Source organism: Streptomyces sp. NBC_00158 (genome assembly GCF_045160885.1).
GTDB lineage: Bacteria > Actinomycetota > Actinomycetes > Streptomycetales > Streptomycetaceae > Streptomyces.
This window is the reverse complement of record NZ_CP108161.1, coordinates 3,247,212-3,267,724: the sequence shown is the minus strand read 5'-3', so window position 1 is coordinate 3,267,724 and position 20,513 is coordinate 3,247,212. Positions and strand designations below refer to the sequence as shown.

At 74.6% G+C, this 20,513-nt stretch carries 18 protein-coding genes and 1 pseudogene; 11 read left to right on the top strand and 8 right to left on the bottom strand.

Annotated elements, in window-relative coordinates:
• Positions 1-61 precede the first annotated feature (61 nt).
• A complete protein-coding gene (locus OG553_RS14895) occupies positions 62-280 on the top strand; it encodes a hypothetical protein (protein ID WP_405979458.1) in 219 nt (72 codons plus the stop codon).
• Here the strand turns inward: OG553_RS14895 and OG553_RS14890 are convergent, their stop codons facing one another.
• Both OG553_RS14890 and murQ read right to left on the bottom strand, forming a co-directional pair.
• A complete protein-coding gene (locus OG553_RS14890; protein WP_405979457.1) occupies positions 281-1,780 on the bottom strand; it encodes a PTS transporter subunit EIIC in 1,500 nt (499 codons plus the stop codon).
• Positions 1,781-1,825: 45 nt separating this feature from the next.
• Positions 1,826-2,764, bottom strand: coding sequence for an N-acetylmuramic acid 6-phosphate etherase (gene murQ, locus OG553_RS14885; RefSeq protein WP_405979456.1), 939 nt, complete (start codon positions 2,762-2,764; stop codon positions 1,826-1,828).
• Between the two features lie 156 nt (positions 2,765-2,920).
• Between murQ and OG553_RS14880 the strand changes: the two genes are divergently transcribed.
• The 5 genes from OG553_RS14880 to OG553_RS14860 all read left to right on the top strand — a co-directional run bounded on the left by OG553_RS14880 (position 2,921) and on the right by OG553_RS14860 (position 6,306).
• On the top strand, positions 2,921-3,298 hold the full coding sequence (locus OG553_RS14880) for a hypothetical protein (protein ID WP_405979455.1): 378 nt from the start codon (positions 2,921-2,923) through the stop codon (positions 3,296-3,298).
• A 7-nt stretch (positions 3,299-3,305) separates the two neighbouring features.
• The gene (locus OG553_RS14875) at positions 3,306-3,578 is read left to right on the top strand and encodes a DUF4031 domain-containing protein (RefSeq protein WP_405979454.1); all 273 of its coding nucleotides are present in this window, start codon (positions 3,306-3,308) and stop codon (positions 3,576-3,578) included.
• A 93-nt stretch (positions 3,579-3,671) separates the two neighbouring features.
• Positions 3,672-4,442: a hypothetical protein gene (locus tag OG553_RS14870; protein WP_405979453.1), complete on the top strand. Its 771-nt coding sequence runs from the start codon at positions 3,672-3,674 to the stop codon at positions 4,440-4,442.
• 41 nt (positions 4,443-4,483) lie between these two features.
• Positions 4,484-4,828 (top strand): hypothetical protein, encoded by a 345-nt coding sequence (locus tag OG553_RS14865; RefSeq protein ID WP_405979452.1) that lies wholly within the window; start codon positions 4,484-4,486, stop codon positions 4,826-4,828.
• Positions 4,816-6,306: a caspase family protein gene (locus OG553_RS14860; RefSeq protein WP_405979451.1), complete on the top strand. Its 1,491-nt coding sequence runs from the start codon at positions 4,816-4,818 to the stop codon at positions 6,304-6,306. The genes OG553_RS14865 and OG553_RS14860 overlap by 13 nt, the downstream gene beginning before the upstream one ends.
• On the opposite strand, the gene OG553_RS14855 is transcribed toward OG553_RS14860, so the two are convergent.
• Together OG553_RS14855 and OG553_RS14850 are read right to left on the bottom strand one after the other, a co-directional pair.
• Positions 6,296-7,516, bottom strand: a complete 1,221-nt coding sequence (locus OG553_RS14855; protein WP_405979450.1) for a Cmx/CmrA family chloramphenicol efflux MFS transporter — start codon at positions 7,514-7,516, stop codon at positions 6,296-6,298. The two genes, OG553_RS14860 and OG553_RS14855, sit on opposite strands and share 11 nt — an antisense overlap.
• A gap of 87 nt (positions 7,517-7,603) precedes the next feature.
• Positions 7,604-8,266: a hypothetical protein gene (locus tag OG553_RS14850; protein WP_405979449.1), complete on the bottom strand. Its 663-nt coding sequence runs from the start codon at positions 8,264-8,266 to the stop codon at positions 7,604-7,606.
• 109 nt (positions 8,267-8,375) lie between these two features.
• Between OG553_RS14850 and OG553_RS14845 the strand changes: the two genes are divergently transcribed.
• A complete protein-coding gene (locus OG553_RS14845) occupies positions 8,376-9,068 on the top strand; it encodes a copper homeostasis protein CutC (RefSeq protein WP_405979448.1) in 693 nt (230 codons plus the stop codon).
• A gap of 694 nt (positions 9,069-9,762) precedes the next feature.
• Here the strand turns inward: OG553_RS14845 and OG553_RS14840 are convergent.
• Entirely contained in the window at positions 9,763-11,847 is a 2,085-nt protein-coding gene (locus OG553_RS14840; protein ID WP_405979447.1) for a HelD family protein, read from the bottom strand.
• A 329-nt stretch (positions 11,848-12,176) separates the two neighbouring features.
• Between OG553_RS14840 and OG553_RS14835 the strand changes: the two are divergent.
• Both OG553_RS14835 and OG553_RS14830 read left to right on the top strand, forming a co-directional pair.
• Positions 12,177-12,359, top strand: a pseudogene (locus OG553_RS14835) (hypothetical protein); the annotation flags it as partial.
• A 250-nt stretch (positions 12,360-12,609) separates the two neighbouring features.
• A complete protein-coding gene (locus OG553_RS14830; RefSeq protein WP_405979446.1) occupies positions 12,610-13,422 on the top strand; it encodes a glycosyltransferase 87 family protein in 813 nt (270 codons plus the stop codon).
• Here the strand turns inward: OG553_RS14830 and OG553_RS14825 are convergent.
• Positions 13,388-15,031 carry a DNA repair helicase XPB gene (locus OG553_RS14825; RefSeq protein ID WP_405979445.1) on the bottom strand — a complete coding sequence of 548 codons (1,644 nt, stop codon included), beginning with the start codon at positions 15,029-15,031 and terminating at the stop codon, positions 13,388-13,390. The genes OG553_RS14830 and OG553_RS14825 overlap by 35 nt on opposite strands.
• A 153-nt stretch (positions 15,032-15,184) precedes the next feature.
• On the opposite strand from OG553_RS14825, the gene OG553_RS14820 reads away from it, so the two are divergent.
• Entirely contained in the window at positions 15,185-15,652 is a 468-nt protein-coding gene (locus OG553_RS14820; protein ID WP_405979444.1) for an N-acetyltransferase, read from the top strand.
• On the opposite strand, the gene OG553_RS14815 is transcribed toward OG553_RS14820, so the two are convergent.
• Entirely contained in the window at positions 15,637-16,281 is a 645-nt protein-coding gene (locus OG553_RS14815) for a DUF4291 domain-containing protein (RefSeq protein WP_405979443.1), read from the bottom strand. The genes OG553_RS14820 and OG553_RS14815 overlap by 16 nt on opposite strands.
• A 63-nt stretch (positions 16,282-16,344) precedes the next feature.
• Entirely contained in the window at positions 16,345-18,822 is a 2,478-nt protein-coding gene (locus OG553_RS14810; protein WP_405979442.1) for a helicase-associated domain-containing protein, read from the bottom strand.
• A 63-nt stretch (positions 18,823-18,885) separates the two neighbouring features.
• Here OG553_RS14810 and OG553_RS14805 point away from each other — a divergent pair, with 63 nt between their 5' ends.
• Positions 18,886-19,854, top strand: coding sequence for a hypothetical protein (locus tag OG553_RS14805; protein WP_405979441.1), 969 nt, complete (start codon positions 18,886-18,888; stop codon positions 19,852-19,854).
• Positions 19,855-20,513 lie beyond the last annotated feature (659 nt).

The window sequence follows — 20,513 nt, the reverse complement described above, 5'->3', positions numbered from 1 at the left end:
GGGCCCATGATCGCCACTCTGTGTGCCTGACCCCAACACCCGGAGTGGAAGGCGGCACGTCATGACGTTCACCCCGCAGGAGCGGATGCGGGCGGCCGAGGAGGCCGTGGCGCAGCTGAAGGACGCCCTCCACGGGGTGGGGGTGGTCTTCCCGTCCCTGGACGTCGAGCGGGTCTCGGCCGCCGGATCGTACGGGCTGCCGCTCGTCGACCTCGGGCGCTGCAACATCGACACCGCGCTGCGGCTGGCCGCCGTGCTCCAGCAGCGCCGGGGCGGCTGATCAGGCCGGCACCGGCTCCTTCGCGGAGGCGGGGCCGGCCGGGGCGGGCGGGGCGCCGGCCTCCGCGTCGGTGTCCAGGTCGGCCAGCATCCGCTTCGTGAACCCGAAGAAGTACGTCGCGGCGAAGCCGGCCAGGTAGCCGACCAGGAGCCCGCCCCCGTAGACGGCGACGGTCACGCCCATCCCCGCCGTACCGTCCAGCAGCGGGAACAGCGCCCAGCCCGACGGGCCGATGGCGGTCGAGCCGAACGCCACGCCCAGCTGGTTGCACAGCCCGACGAAGGCCCCGCCCGCCGCGCCGCCGACGCAGGCGGTGACGAACGGACGCCCCAGCGGCAGCGAGACCCCGTAGATCAGCGGCTCGCCCACCCCCAGGAGCCCGGCCGGGAGCGCGGACCTGATGGTGCTGCGGACCGAGCCGTTGCGCGGGAGGCGGCAGTAGACGGCGAGGGCCGCACCGACCTGACCCGCGCCCGCCATGGCGAGGATCGGCAGCAGGACGGTGTGGCCGGACTGCTCGATGAGGGTGGTGTGGATGGGGATCAGCGCCTGGTGCAGCCCGAGCATCACCAGCGGCAGGAACAGCCCGCCCAGCACCAGCCCGGCGAAGGCCCCGCCCGCGGCCAGCAGCCAGTTCGCGAAGGCGCCGATCGCGGCGGAGGCCTCACCGGCGAGGAACATCAGCCCGTAGAGGGTGACCAGCCCGGTGACGAGGACCGTGAGGGTCGGCGTGACCAGCACGTCCAGGGTTTCCGGCACCCGGCGCCGGCACCACCGCTCCACGCGCACGGCGAGCAGGGCCGCCGCCAGCGCGCCGAGGACCCCGCCCTGGCCGGGGGAGAGGTGCTCGCCGAAGGCGTCGATCTTCGCCACGCCCGGGAAGACGATGACGGCGGCGACGGCCCCGCCGAGGACGGGGGTGCCGCCGAACTCCTTGGCGGTGTTGAAGCCGACGAAAACGGCGATCAGCGACATGAACCCGGACGCGATCGCGGCGAGCGCCGGGACGACGGCCGGGGCCCAGCCGAGGTTGGTGAGCAGGCCGTTCAGTCCGGCGATGACCCCGCAGCCGATCAGGGCGGGGATCAGCGGGACGAAGACGTTCGCGATGCGGCGCAGGAACAGCTTGAACGGGGTGGCGTTCCGCGCCTTCCGCGCCTCCTTCAGCGCCGCGCCCCGCTCGGCGAGGCCCCCGGCGGTGACGGGCCGCGGGGCGGCCGAGCGTCCTGCCTCCACCAGCGCCTCGAACTCGGGCGTGACCCGGGCGACGGCCCCCGGCCCCAGCACGACCTGGTACGTGTCGTCCTCGACCACGCCCAGCACCCCGGGCACGGCCCGCAGGGCCGCGTCGTCCACGAGGGAGCGGTCGCGCAGGCCGATCCGCAGCCGGGTCATGCAGTGCGCGACGGAGGTGATGTTGTCCGGGCCGCCGACCAGGGGGAGGAGCGCGGCGGCGGTGGCGCGGTTCTTGTCAGTGGATTCAGTGGGTTCAGCGGACATGTACTCGCCTTGCGTGGGGGGATGGCGAACGGGTCCTACCGGGTCCTACCGGGTCCGGGCGAGGGCTTCGCGGAGGTGCCCGCCGGATTCGGCGAGCAGGCGGGCGGCCTCCGGCCCGTCGACCCCGGCGAGCAGGACGAGGATCGCGTCCTTGACCCCTCCGCCCGTCTCCGCGAGCGCCGCCTCGATCTCCGCGTCGGGCGCGCCCGTGGCCAGGGCGACGATGCGGCGGGCGCGGGCGCGCAGCTTCTCGTTCGTGGCGCGCACGTCGACCATGAGGTTCCCGTACGTCTTGCCGAGGCGGATCATCGTGACCGTCGAGATCAGGTTCAGTACGAGCTTCTGCGCCGTGCCGGCCTTCAGCCGGGTGGAGCCGGTGAGCAGCTCGGGCCCGACGACCACCTCGATGCCGTGTTCGGCAGCCGCGGCCAGCGCGGATCCGGCGTTGCAGGACAGGCCGACGGTGAGCGCGCCGCGGGTGCGGGCGAACTCGACCGCGCCGACCGCGTACGGGGTGCGGCCGGAGGCGGAGACGCCGACCACGGTGTCGTCGCCGGTCAGGCCGAGGGCGGTGAGGTCGTCGGCGGCCAGCTCCCGCGAGTCCTCGGCGCCCTCGACGGCTCGCACCATGGCCCCGGGGCCGCCCGCGATCAGGCCGACGACCTGCGCCGGGTCGGTGTTGAAGGTGGGCGGGCACTCGCTGGCGTCCAGCACCCCGAGCCGTCCGGCGGTACCGGCGCCGGCGTAGACCAGCCGGCCGCCGCGGGCCATCCGTTCGGCGATGGCGTCGACGGCGGCGGCGATCGGCTCCAGCCGCGCGGCGACGGCGGCGGGGACGGTGGCGTCCTCGGCGTTCATGAGGCGCACGATCTCCAGCGTGGGGAGCCGGTCGATCTCCGCGAGCTCGGGGCGGAAGGCCTCGGTGGTCAGCGTTTCGAGCTGCGCGCGGAGGTCGGCGTACGCGGTGGTGCGGTTCTCGCTCACGGCTGGAACGTATTTCCCGGCGGGGCCGGGGGCAAGAAGGCACGCCCCCGGTGCCGGTGCGGTGTCGAGGCAGGAGGACAAATAATAGAAAATCTGAGCAAATTACATGTAAAGAGGCTCTTCGTCTGGGGCCCGGTCCGGGTTCACAATGTCCCCATGGACCACGCCACCCCCCTGGAGCAGGCGCTGCATGTCGCCCGTGCGCTCGTTCTCGCCGATCTCGCCGCCGGTGAGGTCGCCGATGCCGATGTCGTATCCCTCGTCGAGGACTCGGTCACGCACCGCCGGTGGTGGGTGGAGCAGTGGCCGGAGGGAGTCGACTACCTCGCCGGACTCGTCGCGCAGGACGTGAAGGACGCCCTGCTGGAGAAGTACGGGCGCTGGCCGTTGTGTCCCGTATGCGCGCACGGGGATCCGCATGCGCTGGACGTGGAGCCGGAGCTGGGGCCCGACCCGCACTGGGTGTGCTCGGAGGCCGGGGTGAAGGTGGCGGCCGTCGGCGGTCTCGGCCCCGTCTTCCACCCGGGCCGGTGAGTCGCCGGTGACGCTGTACATCGACCCGCCGGTCTGGCCGGGCCACGGCCGCCTGTGGTCGCACCTGGTCAGCGACGTCTCGTACGAGGAGCTGCACGCCTTCGCGGCGGGCATCGGCTGCCCGCCGCGCGCCTTCGAACGGGACCACTACGACCTGCCCTCGCACCGCTACGCGGACGCCGTCGCGGCGGGTGCGGTGGAGATCGGCAGCAAGGAACTGGTCCGCCGCCTGACCGCGGCGGGGCTGCGACGGCCGAAACATCGCCCGCCTGTGGCCTGAATGCCCGTCATCTCTCCTGTTTTCAGGGCGATTTGCTGGACCAGGATGACCGCGGTTCGGCCACTCGCATAGGCATTGGGCATGAGGGGGATCGTGCGTCGGTCAGTGCTGTTCGTACACGGGACCGGGGTCCGGGAGGCGTCCTACAAGGAGACCTTCGGCGCGGTCCGGGCCCGGCTCGCGGACATCAGGCCCGGTCTGGACGTCCGCGGCTGCTTCTGGGGCAGGGAGCAGGGCGCGTCCATGACGCTCGACGGGGCCTCCGTCCCGCACTACCGGCGGTCGCGCGGCGGCGCGCCGGAGGACGACGAGATCGAGATCTGGGAGGTCCTGTACGAGGACCCCTGGTACGAACTGCGGCTGCTCGGGCTCCAGCCCGCCCCCGACGCCGGGTTCGGCTTCGGGCTGCCGCCCTCCGACGAGTTCCTCGCCGAGGTCACCGGGTACGTGCCGGGGCCCGCGGTCGTCGGGGCCTTCGCCGCGCGGGGCCTGGACGGCGAGCTCGCCGAGGCGCTGAAGGCCGTGGCGGGCGCGCCCGAGCTCCACGACGCCGCCGCCACCGCGGACGCCGACGGCACCGAGCACCGGCGCGCCTTCGCCCTCGCGGTGGTGGCCATGACCCTCGCCCTCTCCTTCGACCGGGGCGGCGAGGTCTCCGGCATGGTGCGCGACGAGCTGCTCGCCGTCCTCGGCACCGAGCTGTACGCCGAGGGCCGGTCCGTGGGCGGTTTCCTCGCCAAGGCGCTCGCCCGGCCCGTCGGCTGGCGCGGCCGCCACCGCCGGGGGCGTGGGGCGACGCCGCCCTGCCCGCCATCGGCGACATCCTGCGCTACCAGGCCCGGGGGCAGGGCGTACGCGACCTGATCAAGAGGTCGGTCGAGAACACCCCCGGGGACGCTGTCACCGTGATCGCGCACAGCCTGGGCGGGGTCGCCTGCGTCGACCTGCTGGTGCGGGAGCGGCTGGCGCGGGTGGACCAGCTGATCACCGTCGGCTCGCAGGCGCCGTACTTCTACGAGATCGGCGCCCTGGTCTCGCTCGAACACCCGCAGGCCCTGCCGGCGGGCTTCCCGGCGCGCTGGCTGAACGTCTACGACGACCGCGACCTCCTCTCGTACCGGGCCTCGGAGGTGTTCCCGGGGCGGGCCGACGACCACCGCGTCGACAACCGGCAGCCCTTCCCCTGGGCGCACACCACGTACTGGTCCAACCCCGACGTCTGGAGCGCGGTCGACGCATGGCTGAGCTGACCGCCCCCGACCCGGAGCGCGTGCACGCGCTGCTGGTCGGCATCGAGCAGTACCCGCACATGGGGGACGGGCAGCTGCCCGGTGCCTCGGCTGACGCTATGCGGCTCGCCCGCTGGCTGCGCAGGCGCGGCGTCCCGGGCGGGAACATCAGGCTGCTGCTGGCACCGCTGCCCGGCTCGTGGCCCGAGCTGAACACCCGGGCGAGGGAACTGGATGTCGCCATCGAGCCCGTCACCTCCCGCGACCAGATCATCGACAGGCTCGCATCGCCGCCCACCGTGCCGGAGGGCGACGTGCTGTACGTGTACTGGGGAGGCCACGGCGTACTGGACCGCGGTGACCGCAGGCTGCTGGTCTGCCCGGACGCCTCGGCCGAGCGGCGCAGCCTGGACCTGATGGACCTCAGGGACTACCTGACCAGGCCGGACGTGGCGCGCTGCCGCCGCCAGGTCTTCCTCGTGGACGCCTGCGCGACCTTCGTTCAGGCGGGCGACAGGAGACCGGACGTCGCCGCCCTGCCGGCGGGTGGACGGGCGGCGGTGGAACAGTTCCTGCTGCTCGCCGCGGCGGCCGGACAGGCGGCGACGCAGCGCGGTGCCCAGCGGACCGGGGCCTTCTCGACGGCCGTCATGGACTGGCTGGAGGAGCACTCGCCGGGCCTGGACACGGACCTCGACGCGCTGGTAGCGCACGTAAAGGAGCACTTCACGGGCCACCGCCTGGGCAACCGGCAGCTCCAGACCCCCGTCACCCTGGTGATCAAGCCGCTGGGTGGCGGCGACGTGGAGATCTGGGAGCGCCCCGACCCTCCGGCGGTGAAGCGGGCGAAGCGCGCGCCGGCCGACCGGTCCGGCGCGGCCGGGGTGTGGGCCGGGGGCGGGGTGCTGGCGCTGGTGGCGATGGTCGCGATCGTGGCGATGTTCCTGTCGAAGACCGGCGGCGACGGGGAGCGGGACCAGCCCGCCCCCGAGGCCGCCCCGGCGGCGCCGGGGAACGCGATCGCCGCGCCGTCGCCGTCGCCGTCTCCGTCGGCTCCGGCCTCGGCTTCCGCGTCGCCGTCCGGTGCGGTGTCCGCTCCGCAGAAGGTGGCGGCGCCGGTGCCGAGCGTCCCCGGGCAGTCATGCGGATCCGAGCACTCGACCGATGTCGGCGACGTCCTGCACACGGTCTGCTTCGTGCGGAACGGCGGGCGGATCAGCATGCGGGCCTACGTGCGGTCGACGTCCCTTCCGAAGGCAGTGACCGTGAACCTCTGGCTGGTCGGGCCGACGGGCACCTACGTCCTTCCCGCCAGCGGGCCGAAGACGTGGCCGGCCGAGGCCGGCCACGACCTCCAGCGGTTCGACGAGCAGATCGACACCGGGCTGCTGAAGTCCGGCTCCAGGTATGAGGTCCACCTCAGCACCCTGGAGGGGCCCGGGAAACTGAACGCGAAAGCCACCCCGGTCCGAGGCCACTCGATCCCCTTCACCTACTGACGGCGTCCGCCGGAACCTCGCGCGGCTCCGACGACCCGGCGACGACCCGGGTCGCACCCGACGGCGTACGCCGTTCCAGGCGGAGGGCGAGTGCCGTGAGGGCAAGGGCGGTGACGGTCATGGCCGCGCCCGCCCACGCCGGGGCGGAGAAGCCGAAGCCGGCGTCGATGACGGTGCCGCCGAACCAGGGGCCGCCGGTGTTGCCGAGGTTGAACGCGGCCGTGGTGGTGGCTCCGGCGAGGGTGGGGGCGGCGCCGGCGACGTTGAACAGCCGGGCGTTCAGCGCCGGCGCGGTGAAGAACGCCGAGACGCCGAGCAGGAACGACAGGGCGATCGCGGCGGCCGCGCTGGAGGCCAGCACGGTGAGGGCCCCGAGGAACACCGTCGAGGCGGTGATGCCCCAGAGCATCACCCCGAACAGGTGCGCGTCGGCGATCCGCCCGCCGACGGTGGTGCCGATCAGCGCGCCCACGCCGAACAGGCCCAGGATCCACGGCACCCACTTCGCGTCCAGCCCGGCCACGTCCGTGAGCAGCGGCGACAGGTAGCTGAAGGCGCAGAAGACGCCGCCGGCGGCCAGGGCCGTGACGCCGATGGACAGCCACACCTGGCGGTCGCGGTAGATGCGCAGCTCGCGGCCGAGGCGGGGCTTCTCGGCGGGCAGCGGGATCTTCGGGATCAGGGCGAGGATGCCGGCCAGGGCGACGGCGGAGGCGGCGCCGACCGACCAGAACGCGGAACGCCAGCCGAAGTGCTCGCCGAGGAAGGCGCCGGCCGGGACGCCGAGGACGTTGGCGATGGACAGGCCGCCGATCATGACGGACATGGCGCGGGCCCGCTGGTCCTTGTCGACCATGGCGATGGCGACGGCCGCGCCGACGGCCCAGAAGCCGGCGCAGGCGAGGGCGGACACCACGCGGGAGGCGAAGAGGAACGCGTACGAGGGTGCCAGCGCGCCCGCCACCTGGCCGAGGCCGAAGAGGCTGATGAGGGAGATGAGGGTGGTGCGGCGCGGGAGGCGCAGGGTGGCGACCGCCAGCAGCGGCGCACCGACGACCATGCCGATCGCGAAGGCGGATATCAGCAGGCCCGCCTGGGGGATGGTGACGTCCATGTCCTCGGCGATGGGCGGGAGGAGGCCGGACAGCATGAATTCGCTGGTGCCGAGCGCGAAGACGGACAGGCCGAGGACGTAGACGGCCACGGGCATGCGGGACGGGGGTCTTTCGGAGGCTGCGGGCATGTTCTACCCGAACCGCCTCGAAGTGGGGCGCATTCCCGGCCGTCGTCCCGTATGTCAGGTCAGGGCGGCCAGCTCGGCCTCCAGGTTGCGGCGGGCCGGGGCCTCCCAGTGGGCGGTGCCGTACGGGGTGCGGAAGAGGCGGGGGAGGGCGAGGAGCTGCCGCAGCACGGCGGCTCGGCCGGTGCGGAAGGCCTCGTCGGGGACGAAGCCGTACTCGGCGCGGACGGCGGCGGCGTAGGCGGCGTACGCGTCCGGGGTGCCGGCGAGGACGCCGAGGTCGGCGTCGCAGAGGACCTCGCCGTTGGTGTCGCCGGGGGCGGGGTCGTGGGTGACGGTGAGCCGCACCAGGCGGGCGGTCTCGGCGGTGCGGTCCGGGCCGACGCCCAGCTCGGGCAGGGCGCGCTCGGCGAGGGCGGCGCTGCGTTCCTCGTTCTCGGAGCGGTCGGGTCGGTAGACGGCGTCGTGGAACCAGGCGGCGAGCTCGACGGCGGCGGGGTCGGCGGCGTGGCCGGCGAGTACGTCGACGCGTGCGAGTACGTCGGCGAGGTGGGCGGTGGTGTGGTACCGGCGCTGCGGCTCGGCCCAGGCGGCGAGGAGCCGGTCGGCGTAGGGGGCGGGGTCGCGGGTGGCGCCGGCGGCGGTGGCGGTCGCGTCCCAGCGGGCGCGGAGGGCGGCGGTGTCGGGTGCCGGGGCGGGCGTCGTCTCGGGCGTGTTCATGCGGACATTGTGCGGGTGACGTGATTCTGCTGGTGGAGCTCGGGGTGGGGCCCGTACCCTGGATATTGGACTAGACCTATTTTCCATATGGGCATAAGGATGGGATCACATGAGCAACCGTGCACTCCTGGAGGTGATCGCCCTCGACGTGGAGGACGCGGTCGCCGCCCAGGCGGGTGGAGCGGACCGACTCGAACTGGTCACCGACATGGCCGCCGACGGGCTCACCCCGCCGCGCGAGACCTTCGCGGCGATCAGGGCGGCGGTCGACATCCCGCTGCGCGTGATGCTCCGCAAGTCGGACGGGTTCGCGGCGGGCGAGGTCTCCCTACTGGCCGAGGCGGCGCGGGGGCTGCGGGCGGAGGGCGCGGAGGAGTTCGTCCTCGGCTTCCTGCACCCGGACGGCAGCCCCGACCTCGACGCGGTCGAGGCGGTGCTCGCGGAGCTGGACGGCTGCCGTTGGACCTTCCACCGGGCGATCGACCGCGCGGCGGACCGGGACGGCCTGCGCAAGGCCCTCGCGGACCTGCCGGGGCTGGACACGTACCTGACGGCGGGCGCGGCGACCGGCGTCGCGGACGGGCTCCCGGTGCTGCTGGCGGAAGCCGCGGCGGGCCGGCGCGGCGAGCCGGGGTACGGGCCGCGGATCCTGGTCGGCGGCGGGCTGGCCCTCTCGCACCTGCCGGTGCTGCGCGAAGCGGGCATCGACGGGTTCCACATCGGCGGCGCGGCCCGTCCCTCCGGGTGGGACCGGCCGGTCTCCGCGGCGGCGGTCGCCGAATGGCGCGCCGCGCTGGCGTAGCCGGTGCCGTTGCCTGGCGGGGCCGTCGGTTGGCGGGGCCGTCGCCGGGCGGGCGGTCCGGGGTGCGGGGCCTGCGGGCGCGGGCCGGGCGGTGCGGGGTCGCTGCGGCGGCGGGGCGGTGCGTTGCCGCTGCGCGGGGCGAGGTCCCCTACCCTCCCCCAGACTCCGTCCGGGGGGACCCCCACTTCGCCCGTTCCCCGGGCTGCGCCCGGACCCCCCTGGGGGCTCCGCCCCCAGACCCTCCCCCAGCTACCGCTGGGGGGACCCCCAGCGCCTCAAACGCCGGCGGGGCTGGAGGGTGCCGGCGGGGCTGGATTTCGCGCAGCGAAATTCCAGCCCGCGCGGCGTTTGAGCGCACCGGGCGCGGAGCGTCCGGTATCGGGGTCAGGGGCGGAGCCCCTGGGAACGGTGGAAGTGGGGGTCCCCCCGGACGGAGTCTGGGGGAGGGTAGGGGACCCCGGCCCCGCGCAGCGGCCCACCCACTCGCACACGCCCACCCGCACCGGCCACGCAAACCGGCCCTGCCCAGCGGGCCGACGGACGGAGTCCGGCGCAGCGGGCCCGAAGCCCGCGAAGCGGTGCGAGGACCGCGTCAGGGAGGGGACGGCCGGAGGCCGGCGCAGCGGCGCGAAGCCGGGGAGGCGCCCCGGCGCCGAGCCGTGCGAGCGGCGCGTCGAAAAGGGGGCGCGGCGCGTCAAGCGGCCAGCGCCGCCGGCAGGGCCGTCGCGTGGAGCGCCGTGAGGCCGGAGACGGCTCGGGTGAGGCAGACGTACAGCCGCCGCAGCCCGGTCCGCTCGTCCGGCTCGCCGTCGACGATCGCCGCCGGCTCGTCCAGGACCACGTAGTCGTACTCCAGACCCTTGGCCAGGGAGGCCGGGACGAGGGTGAGGCGGGACTCCGCCGTCGTCTCCTCGCCCGGCGCGAGGTACGCCAGGCCCGCCTCCGCCAGGGCCTCCGCCAGCACCGGCACCCGCGCGTCCGCCGCGATCAGCCCGATCGAGCCCTCGTGCGCGAGCGACGCCCGGCAAGCCGCGACCACGTCCGCCGTCAGCGCGTCCGCCGTCGACGGCGTCACCGTCAGCGACCCCGGAGCCTCACGCACCGAGGACACCGCCGCCAGCCCCGGCGAGATCTCCGGCAGCAGCCGCGACGCGTACGCGATCACCTCGCGCGGCACGCGGAATCCCGCCGTCAGCTCCTCCAGCACCGCCTCCGGCTTGCCCAGGTGCCCCAGTGCCTCGTCCCAGCTGCGCGTGGCCCACGGCGTGGTGCCCTGCGCGAGGTCGCCCAGGACCGTCGCCGAGCCCGTCGTGCAGCGGCGCCCGACCGCCCGGTACTGCATCGGGGACAGGTCCTGCGCCTCGTCGAGGACGACGTGGCCGAGCGAATGCGTCCGCTCCACCAGGTCCGCCGCCTCGTCGATCAGCACCAGGTCCGCCGCCGACCACTTCGCCGCCCGCACGCTCCGGAACGGCTTCGGCCACAGCAGCAGCTTCTGCTCGTCCTCCGTCAGCACCCCGTCCGCGTGCTCCGCCAGGAAGTCGGGATCCGACAGCAGCCGCAGCACCAGCTTCGCCGGCTCCACCGCCGGCCAGACCGCCTTGACCGCGGCCTTCACCGCCGCGTTGCGGGCCACCGCGTCCTGCACCCGGTCGTCCGGCGCCTCGCCCGCCTGCTCCATGCGTACGAGGACCGCGTGCGCGATCCGCTGCGGCAGCGCGTCGCGGGCGGCGCCGTAGCGGATGTCGCGCTCCTGGAGCTCGGTGACGATCTCCTCCAGCTCGTACGCCGGCACCCGCCACCGGCGCGAGCCGCGCACCACCATCAGGGGCTCGGCGGGCGCGGTGACGTGCGAGCGGACCGCGCGGCGCAGCACCTCCGCCATCCGGGCGTCGCCCTTGACCACCGCCGTGGCGGCGGCGTCGGCGCCGCGCACCTCCAGGCCCTCGCGGGCGACGAGGTCGTCGACGGTGGCCTGCTTGACCTCCAGCTCGCCCAGCGCCGGCAGGACCTGCTCGATGTAGTGCAGGAAGGAACGGTTCGGCCCGATGACCAGCGTCCCGGTGCGGGCGAGGCGCTCGCGGTGCGCGTACAGCAGGTACGCGACCCGGTGCAGGCCGACGGCGGTCTTCCCGGTGCCGGGGCCGCCCTGCACGCAGACCGAGCCGGACAGGCCGGAGCGGACGATCTCGTCCTGCTCGGGCTGGATCGTGGCGACGATGTCGCGCATGGGGCCGACGCGGGGGCGCTCGATCTCCTGCTGGAGCAGCTTGCTGACGGCTGCGGACTCCGCCGGGTCGGAGAGGTGCTCGTCCTCGTAAGCGGTCAGCTCGCCGCCGGTGTAGCCGAAGCGGCGGCGTAGCCCGACGTCCTGCGGGTCGGCCTTGGAGGCGCGGTAGAAGGGCTGGGATACCGGCGCGCGCCAGTCGATCACCATCGGGTCGCCGCCGGCGTCGTGGACGTGGCGGCGGCCGATGTAGAACTGCTCGCCCTCCGCGCCCTCGGCCAGCTCCGCGCCCGGGGCGTGCAGGTAGTCGAGGCGGCCGAAGAAGAGCGGGGTGTGGGCGAGGTCGGCGAGGGCCTTGATGCGGTCGTCGATCTGCGCCTGGAGGACGATGGCGTTGACCCAGTTCGCGGTGACGTCGCGGATGTCGAGGGCCTCGACGTCCTCGCGCATGGCGCGCAGGGCGGAGCGCGAGGCGGCCAGGTGGGCCCGTTCGCGGCCGAGGAGATCGGCGGCGTCGGAGTCGGGGGCGGTGTCGGGGGCGTGCGCGGACACGGAAAAGCCTCCAGCGGTACGTGCGGTACACGGGGTACGGGCGGTACGGAAAGCCCCCGGTTTCCGGCCGGAAGGCAGCTCTCCCCGATGGGACGTGGGGAGGCGGCAAGAGCGGAGATTGTAGTCAGCCGGACGGGACGGCGCGAATGGATATCGGGGGCCGTAAGTCCCGGGAGGGCAGTACCCCCGTACGGGTGTCATACCGCGGAGTGTCAGACCTTCGGCAGAGCCACTAGGGGTTGCCATGGGTCCCGAGGAGGACAGGGAAGGGCTGCGGGTTCCGTCCCGAGGGCGATGTGCGCGGAGCGGAGAAAACGCACCATGGAGACATGAGCACCGCAACCTTTGCCCCGGTCCAGGGCGGCCTCCCGAGCGGGGCCACCGCCACCTCCGACCACCGTCCGCGCCACCGCGTCGGCGATGTCCTGCGCGCCGCGAAGGTCTTCGCCGCTGCCGCCATGAGCGTGGTCGTCCTCGGCGAGTACGCCGAGGACGCGGGCGTCATACGCCGATGCCTCCGGCGGATGCCGCCGAAGCCGAAGCCGAGGCCGGAACTTCCGGCCGCTGAGCCCCGGCCGACGCAGACGCCTCCGGCGGACAACGCGTTCGCCCCCGATGGGTCCGGCCGATGCCGCGCGCCTCCCACACGGCTACGTGCAAAGCCTTGGCCTGAACCCGGCGGTAGCCGGGCACCGATCCACTAGGGTCACGCGCGTGACCCGCAGCCCCGATTCCGCTTCCTCACCCCCCACACTCGCAGCTGTGCTGGTCACAGGCTCGCTGCTCGCTCTGGGCGTCCTGTGCATCGCCCTTCGCATCCCGACGGCCGACGCCGTCCTCAGCGGCTTCTCCGCCGCCGAGTGGCACCCGCCCAGCGCCTATCCGCCGTTCGCCGCGATCCTCTTCACCCCCGCCGCCTGGCTGCCGGCGGGTGTGCTCAAGGCCGTCCTCGTCCTCGGGAACGCCGGCCTGCTCGCCCTGCTGATCGTGCTCTCCTGCCGCCTCGCCGGAGTACGGGCCCGGCGGGGTCCGGTCATGGCCGCCACCATCGCCGGGCTGTGGCTGGAGCCGCTGTTCCAGAGACCGCTGCCCGGCCAGGTCAACCTCGCGTTCGCCTGCCTCGCCGTCTGGGACCTCGGCCGGTCCCGCGCAGCCCTCGGCAAGGGCTTCGCTCTGGGCGTCGCCGCCGGGATCACCCTGACCCCGGCGCTCCTCATCCCGTACCTGCTGCTGACCCGGCGCGTCCGGGCCGCCCTGACGGCCCTGGCCGGTCTCTGCGGCACCGCCCTGCTCGGCCTGCTGGTGCTCCCGGAGGCCTCCGCCGACTTCTGGGCCCACCACGTCCCGGTGACCGGCCGGGCCCTGATGCGGGAGTGGCCGCAGCTGTGGGTGTGGGCCGTACCGCTCCTGACCGCCCTGACGGGCGCGGCCCACCGCCGCCGCACCCGCTACCGCCACCGCGCCCGCGTCCTCCACGACGGCCACCGCCCGTCGGCGGCCGGCCGGCTCCCGGCCCCGCGGCCGCCCGCAGAAGCACCGGTCAGTCGGACGCCAGGAGCTCGTCCGCGTCCATGATCCGGTAGGCGTAGCCCTGCTCCGCCAGGAACCGCTGCCGGTGCGCGGCGAAGTCCTGGTCGATCGTGTCGCGCGCCACGACCGAGTAGAACCGCGCCTCGTGCCCGTCCGCCTTCGGCCGCAGCACCCGGCCCAGGCGCTGCGCCTCCTCCTGCCGGGACCCGAAGGTGCCGGACACCTGGATGGCCACGGTCGCCTCCGGCAGGTCGATCGAGAAGTTCGCGACCTTCGAGACGACCAGCACGTTGATCTCGCCCTCGCGGAAGGCGTTGAACAGCTTCTCCCGCTGCGCGTTCGACGTCTCGCCCTTGATGACGGGCGCGTCCAGGTGCTCGCCGAGCTCGTCGAGCTGGTCGATGTACTGCCCGATGACCAGCGTCTGCTCGCCCCGGTGCTTGCGCACCAGCGCCTCCGTGACCTTCCGCTTCGTCGCCGTCGTCGCGCAGAAGCGGTACTTCTCCTCGGTCTCGGCGGTCGCGTACGCGAGCCGCTCCGACTCGGTCAGGTTGACGCGGACCTCGACGCAGTCGGCGGGCGCGATGTAGCCCTGCGCCTCGATCTCCTTCCACGGAGCGTCGAACCGCTTCGGCCCGATCAGCGAGAACACGTCCGACTCCCGCCCGTCCTCACGGACCAGAGTGGCCGTCAGGCCGAGCCGCCGCCGGGCCTGCAGGTCGGCGGTGAACTTGAACACCGGCGCCGGCAGCAGGTGCACCTCGTCGTACAGGATCAGACCCCAGTCCCGGGAGTCGAACAGCTCCAGGTGCGGGTAGACGCCCTTCCGCTTGGTCGTCAGCACCTGGTACGTGGCGATCGTGACCGGCCGGATCTCCTTGCGCGTACCCGAGTACTCGCCGATCTCCTCCTCCGTCAGGGAGGTGCGCTTGACCAGCTCGTGCTTCCACTGCCGCGCCGAGACGGTGTTGGTGACCAGGATCAGCGTCGTCGCCTTCGCCTTGGCCATCGCACCGGCCCCGACCAGCGTCTTGCCCGCACCGCACGGCAGCACGACCACGCCCGACCCGCCGTGCCAGAACCCCTCGACGGCCTGCGCCTGGTACGGGCGCAGCGCCCAGCCGTTCTCCTCCAGCTCGATCGGGTGCGCCTCGCCGTCCACGTACCCGGCGAGGTCCTCGGCCGGCCAGCCCAGCTTCAGCAGCGTCTGCTTGATCTGCCCGCGCTCCGACGGGTGCACGGCCACGGTGTCGGCGTCGAGCCGCGCCCCGACCAGCGGGGCGATCCGCTTCGAACGCAGGATCTCCTCCAGCACCGGCCGGTCCGTGCTGGTCAGCACCAGCCCGTGGACGGGGTGCTTGGACAGGGTCAGCCGCCCGTAGCGGGCCATCGTCTCGGCGACGTCGACCAGCAGCGCGTGCGGCACGGGATAGCGGGAGAACTCGACGAGCGCGTCGACGACCTGCTCGGCGTCGTGCCCCGCGGCCCGGGCGTTCCACAGACCGAGCGGGGTGATCCGGTAGGTGTGGATGTGCTCGGGCGCCCGCTCCAGCTCGGCGAACGGGGCGATGGCCCGCCGCGCCGCCCCGGCGAGCTCGTGGTCGACTTCGAGGAGGAGGGTTTTGTCGCTCTGGACGATGAGAGGCCCGTTCACGCAGCACGTCCCTTTCCGGCGGTGAAATGGTCGCCCGGACGCGGGCGGCCAAACCTCCAGTCTGCCGCATCCCGCCGCTGGTGTGGGGGTCCTGCCGGGCCGGGCCGGGGAAAACCCGCTGACGCCCCCGCGCCCGCGGCGTACCTTCCGGGCATGAGTGAAGATCAGCAGCCCTTCGTGCCCGACGGTTTCGACGTGCCGCTCGCGTTCGCCGGCGACGGGTTCCGGCTGGAGCCCCTCGGCGGCGAGCACAACGAGCGCGACCTCGCCGCCTGGAGCGGGAGCATCGCGCACGTCCGGGCCACCCCCGGCTTCGACGGCCGCAAGTGGCCGCCGCCGGAGGGGATGTCCGCCGAGGCGAACCTCGCCGACCTGGAACGGCACGCGCGGGACTTCGCCGAGCGGCGCGGGTTCACGTACAGCGTGCTGGAGGGCGACTCCGACGTCATCGGCTGCCTGTACGTGTACCCGTCGAAGGAGCAGGACGGGCGGGTGCACGTCAGCTCCTGGGTGCGCGAGGACCGGGCGCACCTCGACGCCGTCGTGTACGGGGCGGTCAGCGCCTGGCTGCGCGAGGTGTGGCCCTTCGAGACCGGGCTGGTCGACTACGCGCCCAGGTGAGGCAGCGGGCCCGCCGGGTACGGGGTCTCCGCCGGGAGCAGCGCGCGGGCGGCGTCGACGTCGCCCGCGCGGACCAGGCCGTGGACCTGGCGGGCCAGCGGGGTGACGTCGCGGATCGACACCGTCCACTCGTCGGCGTACGCCCGTGACGCCGGCCCCGACAGGCCCAGCTGCAGGGACCGGTGCGGCAGCGCGTTCAGGTGCAGGTCCCGCTCCGGGTCCCACTGCACCCGGGCCGGGGAGCCGGACAGGGACGCCTTCCACGCCTCGCGGTCCGCGTGGACGCCGGGCACGTAGTGCGACAGGCAGGCCCCGGCGAGGGCCGAGTCGAAGCCCGCGCGGGTGATCTCGACCGCCAGGACGGTCTCCTGGTCGGGCTTGGCCGCCCAGCCGCAGCGGTACATCATCCACAGGAACGAAGGCTTGATCCACGTCATCCGCTCCCGCTTCCAGGCCGGCGGGAACCGTCCGTCGCGGGCCGCCGGCACGCCGAGGTGCGGGGCGTAGGCCTGGTAGACGGTGACCGTGGTCGCGGTGTGGAGGGCGCGGATCTGGTGCCGGGGCGGTGCGGGTGCGGGCGTGGGTGCGGGTGCGGGTGCGGTCGGCGGTGTGGGCGCGGCTTCGGACATGCCGTCAGGGTGCCCGTTCGCCGTGGGCGGCGACCAGCGGTTTTCCGTACCGGACACCGCCGCTCAGACCTGGTCCTCCGCCAGCTCCGCCACCCCCGTGATCCGGTGCAGGGCGTACGTGCGGACCTCGTCCGCCGTGTGGTCGTAGCCGGTGACGAAGCCGCCCTCCACCCGCACCGGGGCGATGACCCGCTGACTCGCCGCCCCGTCCGCGTTCACGTACCCGATCCACACCGCCGACCCCGTCAGCGCGGCCGCCTGCACCGTCGCCAGCGTCTCCGCCGCGCTCGTACGCGGCAGCTCCCCCGGCACGCCCGGGGACGCCGACGCAGGCTCCTTGCGGACCGCCGTCGCCGCCAGGTCGCCCGCACGGACCGCCCGTACCGCCGCGCCCAGCAGCGTCGCGTCCGGCACCGGCGGCCCGTCCGGCACCGGCACCGGCGCCGAACGCGCCGGGGTGCGGTGCGCGTCCGCCCGCGCCACCAGCACGTCGCCCGTACGGGACTCCGCCGCCGGGGCGTACCCCATCGCCCGCAGCCCGTCCAGCAGCGCCGCCGGGTCCGCCTGCGCCGCCAGCACCGTCGGCGCGAGCCGCCGCAGCCCCAGCCCCGCCGACCGCCGGTCCGCAAGGATCTCGCCCAGCATCGCGTCGTCGTCGCAGCGCACGTACGAGGACGCCGCCCCCACCCGCAGGTGCCCGTGCCGCCGCGCCACGTCGTCGATCAGGTACGCCAGCGGCTGCGGCACCGGCGTACGGCTGTGCTCGGCCAGGAACGCGTGCAGGTCCGACGCCGCCTGCCCCGAGTCCAGGGCCCGCCGCACCGACCCCGGAGTGAACCGGTACACCGTCGCCCCGCCCTTGGACTCCACCTCCGCGAGCACCGCCAGCATCTCCGCCAGCGGACGCAGCAGCGGCCCCGGCGCCACCGCCGTCAGGTCCGCCTGCAACAGCACGTGGTCCACCGGCTCCGGCAGCAGCGGCGCCAGCAGCCCCGCCGGATCCCCGTGCTCCAGCACCGCCCGGCCGAACGTGCTCAGCGCACCCCGCCCCGTCACACCCAGCACCTCGGCCTCGTGCAACGCCCACCGCGCGAGCCGCGCCCGCAGATCGCTCGTACCGCGCGCCGGCCGCTCCCACGCCAGCCGCTCCAGCACCGCCTCCGGATCGGGCACCCCGCCCTCCGGCAGCTCCCCGACCAGGTCCAGCACCCGCCGCCGCACCTCCGGCGCCGCCGAACGGTCCAGGTCCGGGCCCAGCGCCGACAGCGTCCGCCCCTTCGCGTCCTGCTCCCCGACCAGCCCCGGCGTACGCGTCGCCGGCAGCCACGCCGCAGCCAGCACCGACCACCGCTCCGCCGGCGGCAGCTCCCGCCAGTCGTCGAACGCGGGCGTCGGCGCGTACCGCTCGTCCGCCTCCCCGTCACTGGCCAGCAGCCCCGCCGCGTAGGCCAGCTCCACCCAGAAAGCCGCCTCCGACTCCGACGCGTCCAGCGCCGCCGCCGTCCGCTTCAGGTCCCGCACCGCCAGCCCGCCCGCCCGCAGCACCAGCGGACCCGCGTGCTCCCAGGACTTCACCAGCTCCTCGACGGTGGCCAGCGCCGCCAGCGCCTGCCCCGCCGCGTTCGCGTCCACAAGCTGTGGACGGTGCTCCTGGTGCACGCCCACCACCGGCGCGACCGGCTCCGTACGCCGGTGCGCCAGCCCGCCCCGCAGGTGCAGCGCCACCTCCCTCGGCAGCACGACCGTCCGCGCCGAAGCCGGCAGCAACAGCCCCCGGTCGCGCAGCCAGCGCACCGGCGGCGTCGGATCCGGGGTCACCTCCCCGTACGGAGGCCCCCACACGAGCCGCCCCAGCACCTGGTGCGCCTCCGCCGGAGCCCCGTCCAGCAGCGCCGACATCCGCTCCGGGTCGGTGAACAGCCCGGTCAGCGCCGACACCGCCGACACCGGATCGTGCGTCGCCGGCAGCCCGGCCGCCGCCACGATCTCCTGCACCCGGGTCGGCGACATCCCCGCCGTCGCCTCGGCGACCGTGGGCCCGAGCCCCGTCGGGGAGGGCCGCTGCGCGGAGGGCGCCAGCAGCTCCCGGGCGGTGCGGACCAGCCGCAGCCGCTCGTCGTCGCCCCACACCAGGGCCTGGTCCCGCAGCGTCCCCAGGGCCCGGGGCAGCGCCTCGCGGGCGGCCGCGTCCTGCGCGTCCTCGCCCCCGCTGCCGGTGAGCAGCTCCTCCAGCACCGGGTACGGGCACGGGTCCGGAGCCACCGCGAGGGCCTCGGCCGTCTGGAGCGCGAACCGGTCCAGCCGGTCCAGGGCGCGCACCACCGACGCCCGGGTCCCGGCACGGGTGGCCAGCTGGGTCACGTCGCCCGGCACCGGGTTCAGCAGATCGGGGCGGGCGTGCAGCAGGGCGGCCAGCGCCACGTCGTCGCGGGCGCGGAGCGCCTCGGCGAGGGAGCGCGGGGCGTTCGCCGCAGCGGTACTTGCCTCGGGCACGTTGGTCGCCTCCTGGTCACGCCGGCCGGACCGCGGGCCGGTCCCCATCCGGCCAACGGTATCCGCTGCGTCGTCGGCCGCTCCACGGACGCACGCGCTACCGTCGGGGGCGTGGGGATCGAGAGCGACCATCTGGTCTACGAATATCTGAGCCGCGTCGGGGACTTGGCGGCCCGGCGGCAGCTTTCGTCCGGGGACCGGATGCGGCTGGTCTCGGGGCTCCGGGACGAGATCGACCGGCGCCGCGCCAAGTACGAGCCCGACACCCCGGCCGCCGTACGCGGGATCCTGGAACGCATCGGCACGCCGGAGGAGGTCCTCGACACGGTGGGCGCGGCCCGCGCGGCGGCCCAGCCGACGGTGTCTGCGGTGCCGGTGGTACCGGTGGTGCCGACCCAGCGGGGCGCCGGGAACGTCCCGGGGAACGTCCCGCCGCACCTGGCGGGGCTCGACGAACTCGGCCCCTCCGGCGGAGCCGAACCCGACTGGTGGAGCCTTTCCCCCGGCGGATCCCGGAGGGGGCCGCAGGTGGAGGGCTTCGCCGGCGGCATCGAGATCCCGGACCTCTTCGGGGAGGACGCGGAGGAGGAGCGGGAGGCCCGGGAGGCCCGGGAGGCCCGGGCGAAGAAGGAAGCCGGGGAGGGGGACCCCGCGGCCGGACCGGCCGCCGCCGCGGGAGGCCTCGTACGCTTCCTGCGCGACCGGCGCGAGAAGAAGAAGGCCGCCGCCCCGGAGGCGGAACCCAGGCCCCGCCCCCACGCGTTCCTCGTACTGGCGGCGGTCCTGCTCCTGGCGGGTGCGCTGACGGCGTACTGGCTGCTGCTCGGCGCCGGCGCACTGGTGGCGTACGCCTCCCGCGTACTCGGCCCCCGCGAGCGCAAGTGGGTGCTCCTCGGCCTGCCCGCGGCGGTCTTCACCCTGGCCATGCTCTGGCTCTGGGGCCGAGCCGCCGGCAACTGGGGCACCCCGATCCCCTCCGACCAGCTCGGCCCGACCTTCCAGTCCCTCTGGCCCACGCTGGCCCGCACGGCGGGCACGGTCACGGCGGCGTACCTGTTGTGGCGGTCCCGGCGGCGGTAGGGGGTACACGTGCCGGTACGCGTACGCGGCTTGCGGCGCGGGCCCGCCATCTCCCCCTCGAGGGGGTGGGGGCGGGTCGGTGGCTGCCCACCCGCCTCCCCGGGTGCGGGTGGGTGGGTACGCCGGGTCGTGGCGGGCGGTTTTTGACGGCGCGGCCGGATCGGGGCGGGGCGGCGTCGACCCCGGCCGTGCCGGGGTGCGCAGTGTGCGCGGTCGCGGGGCGCGGGGGCTCGAAGGGGCGCCGGGCGGTGGCGGCTTCGGATGCGGGGCGGTGGGGTGGGGAGCGGTGCACCCTGGGACGGTCTCAGAGCAGCCTTGGGGGTTTCCCGTCAGTCCCATCGTCCTTCCGCGTCGTGCCGGCCTGGCAAGGGCGCTCCTTCGTCGCGTCGCTTCGCGATCGCCTTCGGCGACCCTTGACAGGCCGTCCCGCCCCGGAAAGCCGAAAGACTGACGGGAAGCCCCCAAAAGAACGGTCACGGGGGAGAAGGGCATGAGCGGCCCCTCAGTGCTGAGGCGAGGGGCCGGGGGCCGGCCCGCCGGGCATCCGGGCCCTCAAGAGTCGAGATCCGGGGCTGGGGGCGCGGCGACCCGCACCAAATACCTCGCAGAGATGCCTGGGGAGCGCCCAGGCGCCCGAGATCGCTACGCGCTCCTCCCGT